This window comes from endosymbiont of Lamellibrachia barhami (assembly GCF_011947365.2).
Taxonomy (GTDB): Bacteria; Pseudomonadota; Gammaproteobacteria; order Chromatiales; family Chromatiaceae; genus QGON01.
Genome location: NZ_JAAVSH020000001.1, coordinates 269,735 through 278,865, shown reverse-complemented (window position 1 = coordinate 278,865; position 9,131 = coordinate 269,735). Strand labels below are relative to the sequence as shown.

At 55.9% G+C, this 9,131-nt stretch carries 4 protein-coding genes; 3 read left to right on the top strand and 1 reads right to left on the bottom strand.

The features are described 5' to 3' along the window. Positions 1-14 precede the first annotated feature (14 nt). From G9Q73_RS20265 to G9Q73_RS01225, 3 genes are all read left to right on the top strand, one after another. Positions 15-104 (top strand): PKD domain-containing protein, encoded by a 90-nt coding sequence (locus tag G9Q73_RS20265; RefSeq protein WP_369408928.1) that lies wholly within the window; start codon positions 15-17, stop codon positions 102-104. Then, the gene (locus G9Q73_RS01230) at positions 88-1,248 is read left to right on the top strand and encodes a PKD domain-containing protein (RefSeq protein WP_177418127.1); all 1,161 of its coding nucleotides are present in this window, start codon (positions 88-90) and stop codon (positions 1,246-1,248) included. The genes G9Q73_RS20265 and G9Q73_RS01230 overlap by 17 nt, the downstream gene beginning before the upstream one ends. Positions 1,249-1,767: 519 nt before the next feature. Next, the gene (locus G9Q73_RS01225; protein WP_177418126.1) at positions 1,768-3,711 is read left to right on the top strand and encodes a putative Ig domain-containing protein; all 1,944 of its coding nucleotides are present in this window, start codon (positions 1,768-1,770) and stop codon (positions 3,709-3,711) included. Between the two features lie 176 nt (positions 3,712-3,887). On the opposite strand, the gene G9Q73_RS01220 is transcribed toward G9Q73_RS01225, so the two are convergent. Then, positions 3,888-9,131, bottom strand: a 5,244-nt coding sequence (locus G9Q73_RS01220; protein WP_177418125.1) for a PKD domain-containing protein, incomplete at its 5' end; no start/stop codon positions are given.

The following is a 9,131-nucleotide window of genomic DNA, read 5'->3' as shown; positions in this document are numbered from 1 at the left end:
TTCAGTTACGCACATTGCTCCACACCTACGCAGACAACGGTATCTACACGGTCACCCTGACGGTCACTGACAAGGATGGTGGAATAGGTGCCGATACACCGTGACGGTGAACAATGTTGCACCAATAGTCGAGGCCGGTCCGATTCGAGTGGCGCGCCGGGCGACACCATCGCCCTGGCACCCGCCACCTTTACCGATGCTGGTGTAGAGGATACCCACACCGCAACTATCAACTGGGGTGATGGCACCGTCGAACCCGGCACAGTGACACAGGGCACAGGCAGCGGCAGCGGCAGCGTGGCAGGCAGTCATGCCTATGCAGCAGACGGCAACTACACCGTAACGGTCATGGTAATCGATGATGACGGCCTCTTCGGCAGCGACAGCTTCCAGGTGAACCTCACCACAGCCAATGTTGGCCCCACGGCGAATGCAGGTGGTCCCTACACAATCAACGAAGGCCAGGGCGTCACCCTCGACGGCAGCGGCTCCAACGATCCTGACAGCGGCCCGAGCCCACTCAGCTACGCTTGGGATCTGGACAGTGACGGCCAGTACGATGATGCCACGGGTATTACCGTGACCCTGCCGATCCAGCCAGACAACACCAGCTTCACCGTTGGACTCCAAGTCAGTGACGGCCTGTTAACAGCCACCGCCACCGCCACGGTGACGGTGAACAATGTTGCACCGGCCGCGGATGCCGGAGCGGATCAGATGTTCAACGAAGGGGATACCGCCAGCTTCAGCGGCAGCTTCAGCGATCCTGGATCGGTCGATACTCATACCATCGAGTGGAACTTCGGTGACGGCAGCGCACCTGTGAGCGGCACTCTGACCCCAAGCCACACCTATCCGACAGCTGGCGTCTATACAGTGACATTGATCGTCACTGACAAAGACGGTGGTGTCGGCAGTGACACCCTGACGGTGACCGTGCAGGCTGGCGCGGTGCAGACGATCTTCAACCTGTCGGCCCGTCCCAAGCCGAATGAAGTCTTCTTGACCTGGGCGCCTGTGGCAGGGGCTGATAGCTATAACATCTACCGCAGCATCACGCCCGGTGGCCCTTATGCACTGATTGCAGGCGGGCATGTCTGCGACTATTGCGCCTACTACAATCCGGGTCTGACCAACGGCGTGACCTACTACTACGTGGTCACTTCGGTCAGTGGCGGTTCCGAGTCCCTCTCCTCGAATGAGGCCGGTGCCACGCCGCAAGCCAGGAGTTCTAGAAGTAGGCGCTAACCAGATGCCGGGATCAGTGTAGGAACGGGTAAAATGATGATATACGGGTCAGGGAAAGAGTATACGAACGAGGCTGCGGTCTAAGGACAAGAATTAAAGAAAGGATTCAGGGTGTCGGGGCCGCGCAACAGTTTGCGTTGACCGCCGATAGAACCAGTAACTTGCCGAGGTAATCGGTCAATCCGTATTACCCGGCAGGCTTCCTAGGATGGGAGAATAGTCATGGGCTATTATCCATCGTTGATGGCTGAAGGGAGGGGAGCAAGCGTTTCCTGGAAACGCTTAAGGAGCTTGTGCGCTTTTTTTGTCTACTTGTGCCGCATATCAGGACCGGATAGTAGGAATAAGGATTTGTTCAATGCTCCCGCGGGAGTGCGGACAATATTCAGGGTTCTCCTCTTTATAGCGCTTTTCATGCAAGGCAGCCCGTATGGGATGCCTGGACACCCTGTTTGTGATTCAGTCAGTCGCTGGGGTATGTGGGAGCAACTGACATCAGTCCTTGGGCCAGGTGCTGCTGTGGCGGGCCAACCAGTTGCGGATGCAGGCAGCGACCGCATACTGGAAAAGGATCAACCCATCGCTGCTCAGGTGATGTTGCAGGGTTCAGGTACAGACCCCGACGGTATTCCACTCTCCTATCATTGGTATGGCCCATTTGCGACCAGTGCCGATCAGATTCCTGCTGTCTTCATCCCGGAAGGTAGGTATACCGCCACGCTGATTGTGGACAACAGCAACGTGCGTTCTGTCCCGGATACTGCAGAAATCAGTGTCACTCCCTGTTTCGCCCTCTCCGCCCGGCCAAAACCTGGTCAGGTCAGCCTGATCTGGACCCACCTGGAGGGTACCGAACGTTACGATATCTACAGAGCACATCAGAGCAGTCCCGGGAGTTTTATAAAAATAGCGGAAACCACATCGACTTATTCCACCTACCTTAATCTGGGACTGATCAATGGGGAAAGCTACCTCTATGTGGTAGGCGCCCTATCGCAAGGTAACTGGTGTTATTCGGAGGTGGTCGCCACCAATCCGAGTGAACGGCGAGGTCGGCGGCGGGGTGGGGGCGCTGTTCCTCCGAACCATGCACCGCTTATCTATTCGGCTGCCATCACTCAGGGTACGGTTGGCGTAGAGTTCAATTATGATGTCAACGCGATAGATCCCAATCGGGATAACCTGACGTATAGTCTTGTGTCTGCTCCTTCCGGTATGGCCATCGACAATGCCACCGGGCGCATCGGTTGGACACCCCAGAATCCTGGATCTTTTCCGGTTGAAGTACAGGTAGACGACGGAAAGGGTTCAAGTGTAAGCCAGGCGTTTACGGTTACTGTTGAAAACTTACCGCTGCTCAACAGTTCACCGTTGTTCACCTCCATGCCTGATTTGGAGGCTGTGGTCAGTGTGGCATATATCTATGCTGCTGCTGCCAGCGACCCGGATAATGACCCGCTAACCTTTGCCTTGGTTCAGGCACCCATTGGCATGGGTATAGACCCTGTCGCTGGTCAGGTGAGCTGGACACCTGATATTTCGCAGGTTGGTAATCAGGCGGTGACCATCCAGGCCGATGACGGACGTGGCGGCATTGCCGAACAGTCCTTCGTCATCATCGTGACGGCTCCATCCAATCAGAATCCGATATTCACCTCAACGCCTGCATTGGATGCATTGGCGGGTGTGACCTACACCTATGATGCTGATGCCAGTGATCCCGATGGCGATCCGTTGATCTATTCACTGGTTCAACCATTGTCGGGTATGAGTTTGGATCCAGTCACTGGTCTGATGATCTGGACACCCGACGGTTCGCAGGTTGGTAATCAGTTAGTAAAGATCCGGGTTGAAGACGGGCGTGGCGGAATCGCTGAACAGTTGTTCACTGTGGTTGTAGTCCAACCATCCAACCGGAATCCGATATTCACCTCAACGCCTATCTTGGCTGCCGCGGTTGGCCTGGCATATACCTATGACGCTGATGCCCGCGATCTTGATGCTGATCCCCTGACCTTTTCAGTGGTTCATTCACCCGCTGGAATGAGTATCGATCCGGCTACAGGTCAGGTGAGCTGGATACCCGACGGATCGCAGATCGGTAATCAGATTGTGAGAATAAGGGTAGAGGACGGGCAGGGAGGTTTTGCCGAACAGTCCTTCACTATTGTGGTAACACCTCTACCCAATCAAAACCCGGTATTCACATCGGCACCGTTATTGAATGCGGTTACCGATGAATCATATATCTATGACGCTGACGCCAGTGATCCCGACGCTGAAGCTGGTGTTGTCTGGCTGGATCGGCAGGGTCACGGTAACGCCGGTGGCATCGTCGTACTGGCCGTCGCCGTCCAGATCCCAGGCGTAGCTGAGGTTCGGGCCACTGTCCGGATCGATGGAGCCACGCCAGTCGAGGGTGACACCCTGGCCTTCGTTGATCGTAGGGACCACCCGCATTAGCCGTGGGTCCGACATTGGCGGTGGCGAGATTCACCTGGCTGGGGTCGCCGCCGAAGAGGCCGTCATCATCGATACCAGGACCGTTACGGTGTAGCTGCCGTCCGCCGCGTGACATGATTGCCTGCCACGCCGCCTGCGCCTGCGCCCCGTGTCACCGTGCTGGCCCGACGGTGCCGTCACCCCAGTCGATGGTGGCTGGTATCTGCACGACCACATCGGTGCGCGTTGCCAGTCAGGGCGATGGTGTCGCCAAGGACGCCGCTCTGGTCCGGACCGGCCTCGACCACGGGTGCAGCATTGCTCACTGTGACACTGGTGGCTGAAGTGCTGTTGAGCAGGCCGTCACTCACCTGGAGTTCGACCGGGTAGATACCGTCATCCAGGCCGGTGTAGGTAGGCGCCGGGCCGCTGGCATCATCAAAGACACCGTCGTTGTTGTAGTCCCAACCGTAGGTCAGGGAATCACCGTTGGGATCGTAACTGCCTGTACCATCCAGGTTGACGGTGTCATCCTCATTCATCGTGTAGGGACCGTTGGCATCTGCGACCGGTGCCAGGTTCGCCACCACGGTCACGGTGGTGAAGTCCTGATCGCTCAGACGTTCGTCCTCATCCAGTTCGCCGTCGCCATCGAGGTCATTGAGAACGGCGTTGTCCCAAACCCGCAGACCGACATTGAAAGTACCCAGGTTGCTGAATACCGGCGACGGGTTGCTGCCGGTCGCTTCGCCGAAGTCGAACGGGAAGATGCCGTCCAGTTCCCACTCGAAGCGGGCGATGAAGTCGGTGGGATCTATGTCGAAGGAGCCGGATCCATCCAGTGTGCAGGGCAGACCCTGGGTACAGGTGTAGGGGCCACCCGGTACGGATATGGGCGGATGAGGCGGCACGGCTATGATTACCTGGGCGGTATCCGTGTCTGTTATTGCAGGGACGTTGTTGTCCGTTACCCTGAGGGCCACTGTATAGGTTTTGGGCAGGGTTACAGGGTCATCGGTATAGGTATGGGTGACAGTTGGGCTGCTGCCGGTACTGTCGAATACGCCGTCTCCGTCAAAGTCCCATTCGTACTTGACGATCTGCCTGAAGGGGTCGGGATGGAATGATCCGGAGCCGTCCAGGGTGAGGGGCAGGTTGACCGCCCAGACCATGTCACGGCCTGCGTCCGCTACCGGGGGCTGGACAAAGAGAGTCTGGCTGAGGATGATCACACCCCAGGAGGTACGCAGTTCCTCATTCACCCAGCTGCCTAAACCACCGTGGCCCTGGAACATCCCGCTTGGCAGCTGGTCATCTATGATAATGCGCGCCAGTCCCCAGGCCGGGTCATTATACCAATCAAGACCCGTTGCTTTGAGTTTTACAACAGGCTCGGGATTTGCCAGGCGCATCGCCTTGGTAAAGGCAAAGAAGGCATAATAATTTTTATTGGTCGTTACTAAATCAATCCAATTATTCCAGTCATTGGCCAGATCGGCTTCAGCGGTTTCCCAGCGGCCATCGTTTGTGGTCTTGTCGTCAAAGGCCAACTGGACCAGCCCTGAAGGTGTTGTTGACGAACCATTTCCCGCATAGGAATAGCCGAAACCTGTGCCGTTGTAACTGTAATTTAGCCAGACGTCGTTTCTATCCTTCACCCATTGGGGGACGGGGATGCCAAAGATATCCTCAGCAGCTTGCAAGCCAATTGCCCCCCACTGGGCCGCCGAGTTATCAGGCGCCTGATTCCATGAATACCTCCAGCCGCCGCCAAACGTATCATGGTCATATTGACCCCAGCTATACTGGTCTGCCATATCTGTCAGGATGTCAAAATAGCTCCTCCTGAGTATGTCGGCTCCCCCTGTTATCGTGCGTGTAAGGGGGCTGCCGCTGGAGGCGATGGCATCCATGACCATGCCGCCTATATAACCAACATTATTGGCCCCGGTATCTATTCCTATACCGTTGCCGTTTGTATCAGGCTCACCGTATGCCTGGACGCCGATGGCCTGGGAAGCCATCTGTGTAAAGAGATACTTAAAACCGCGGTCTACGGTCTCCACATAGGGATTCTCCCTGTTGTCCCCTCCCTCAAAATGGCCGTTTACCTCAAATGCCTGTATGGAAGACGCAGTGGCAGCAACTGAGTTACCACTTGTCCAGTTGCCCAGGCGATAGCCGCTATCGGTCGTTCGTGTCTGCAGCTGGTGGAGATACCAGAGGCCCTCGTCAATGGCTATATTCGTCTCAACACTCTGGTCCCTGGTTTTGACCACCACATTGTAGGTGTCGGAGCCGGACTGCCCCAGGCTGTCCCATACGGTGAGGGTGGCCACAAAGGGGGTCCCCTGTAGCGCATTCGGATAGAGATGGGTCACAGAGAGGTCATAGGAGTCTATGACATCTGTCACTGCCGACTGTGTTCCGTCACCGAAGTCCCACTGGAAAGTTGCCGGATCTGCGTCCCTCACAATTCCTTTCAAACGGACCGCTTTGCCGTTGTAGGTCTCATGAGGCACGGTCGGGTCGTGGGCCACCCAGGGCACGGTGATGACGTCGGGCGGCAGGTTGGGCGCTACCGATACGGTGATTGAATCAACGCTGGTCTGGCCTGCGCCGTCCTCCACGGTAAGAGTGGCAACATAAGAATCAGGGACGCCACCGGAGAAGTTATCGAACTCGAAGGTGCCATTGAGGAGCGTTGCGCCAATCTTAAGGGGTGTCGTTGTTATGTTGGCTGTGGACTCATAGAGCTTTGTCCAGGCGCTCTGACTCGCTTCCTTTATAAAGTAACTTGCACCTTTGGCGCCGTTAAGGACGATCCTGACATCGTAAAGGAGACCGCGAGCATAGGTGCCGAAGGTTCCGTGATTGACTCCGTTCTCATAGACACGGATGTCTCCGTTACCAAAGTATATCCCATGGGTAATATTGTAGCCGTAAAGGGCGCTGTCGTTCTTCAGGCCCCACACCATATCCTGGAGACCGCTCAGATTGACCGGCAGCACCTGGCCCTGGAAGGTCGCGTGCCCCCGGTCATAGTTGGCGGTACTGAAGATATATTGCACACCCCATCCACTGGAAACACCCCCGCCGGTGATGGATATTTTGTCATCCTGGGTGGTGACGCGGCCGGTGAGCCAGGCTGTGCTGTCGATGACCGTGCCGTCAAATGGCTCGTTGAAATATGTCCCGGTAGCAGCAGTATAGATATGGAATGTATTTGGCCCGACAGCATCGATATCATTCGTGGGATCACCGTCACCATCACTGTCAAAATTGTCATAAAAATCCCAGCGGTATTCTACGATGCCGTAATCATCGGTAGAACCAGCGCCGTCAAAATAGGCCGGCGGACCATTGACCCCTGCCTGGGAGGGATCGCCGGCGTTGGCCACCGGGGGATTCCCGACGATCACGTCCACTGTGGTCGAGTCGGCATCGGACTTGAAGGTGTTGTCCGTTACGGTAAGGTCAACATTGTATGTGCCTACCTGCCTGTAGATGTGCCGCGGCGTGGCCCCTTTACCTTTGTAAGGCAGGTCTGCGCCTGCAGGGCCGCCGGTAGAATCGCCGAAGGTCCAGTCATAGGTCTCTATTCCGTTGTCATCTGTCGAGCTTGTCCCGTCAAAGTTGACTAAGCCACCCACCTCAGCCGTATAAGGCCCGCCGGCATTCGCCACCGGCGGTGCGCCGTCAACAATGTCAATCGTTGTTGTATTACTGTCTGCCTGAAGGGCATTGTCTTTAACGGTCAAGGTTACCGCATAAGTGCCTGGTGTTTTGAATCTAAAGTCCGGGTTAACAGCAGTAGCGCCTTTTTCCATGATCAATTCATCCAGGCGGAAAGTACCTGAAAAAACGGTCACCCCTGCCTTCAGCAGGGAGGCGCTGGAGTAGTCGGAATCATAGAGAAGCGTCCATGTACTCGATGTAGCAGGCTTAAAGTAGTATCCGGCCCCTTGATCCTTTAAGACAATCTTGATGTCATAAAGGGTATTTCTTGTATAACTACCCTTCGTCCCTCTATTGCTGCCATCCTCCAGGATCCTGATGCTACCATTGTTAAAATAGATGGCATGAGTCATCTGGTCCCAATGGTAATCGGTAGATGTATTCTTAAACCCCCAGCTGGCGGTTTGATTGCCAGACATATTTTCAGGGAGGATGCGGGCCTGGAAGGTCGTCCCATCTCTCCTTAAAGAATCGGCCTGGCTGAAAAGGTAACGGCCGCTGCCGACGCCTACTATAGTGACGCCGTTATTCTGGGTCACATCTGTAACGCTGAATATCCATTGTGAGTTGTCCAGGACGGTACCGGCAAAGTCAAAAGTCGTAGGCTCTAAGAACCATTCGTACTTATAGATAGCAATGTCATCCGTGGAGCCCGTACCGTCCAGGTTGACGGTCCAGATACCGTGACTGGCGTCGCTCTCATCGAATTCATAGGGGCCGCCGGCATCCGCTACCGGTACACCGCCGGCTGTTATGCTGACGATTGTGGTCACCTCAGTCATCTGCAGGGCATTGTCATAGACCCTCACTGTCACGGTGTAGTCACCGACGCTTGTATAGGTAACGTCCACAGCCTCACCGGTTGCATCGACCTGGATGCCGTCCGAGGCGTCGAAATCCCACTCGTAGAGGAAGATGCCGGAATCGTCTGTGGAGGCCGACGCATCGAGCGTCACGCTCCAATTGCCGCCCACCGCATTATCTTCGGTCTGAGCGTAAGGACCGCCATGCGAGGCGTCCGGCGCAGCTCCCATCACCACCGACACCGTTGTCGTGACCTCGGTCATCTGCAGTGCGTGATCATAGACACGCAGCGTCACTGTATAGTCGCCAGGAACCGTGTATGTCACTTCAGGCGCCACCCCGGTCGCATCCACCTGAAAACCGTCGGCAGCGTCCAGATCCCACTCATACTTCTCGATACCCACATCATCCGACGAGGCGGAGGCATCCAGGTTCAGCGTCCAGGTGCCACCAACCGCATCGTTTTCACCGATGGTATAGGGCCCGCCGTGCTGTGCATCAGGCGGTGTGGAACTGGTTATGGTTACCGTCGTGGTGACCGTATCCTGCTGCCTGGCGTGGTCGGATACAGTGAGGGTAACGTTATAGATACCCACGGCATCGTAAGCGTGGACAGGCGCGATATCCGTTGATTCGACCTGAATGCCGTCGCTGTCGTCGAAATCCCATGCGTATGTTTCAATGCCCTGATCATCGGTCGACCCGCTACCATCAAGCGTAACCGTATAGATGCCGTTGGCCGCAACCTCTTCTCCAAAGGTGTAGGGTCCACCTGAATTCGCGACAGGCGGTGATCCCTCGATGTATACCTGGGCAAAACCATAAGCCATCTTCCCCTCATCGTCGGTGACCTTCAGTCTTGCCAGGTAGTGCTCTTCCGTTACGCCGTAGGTATAGGT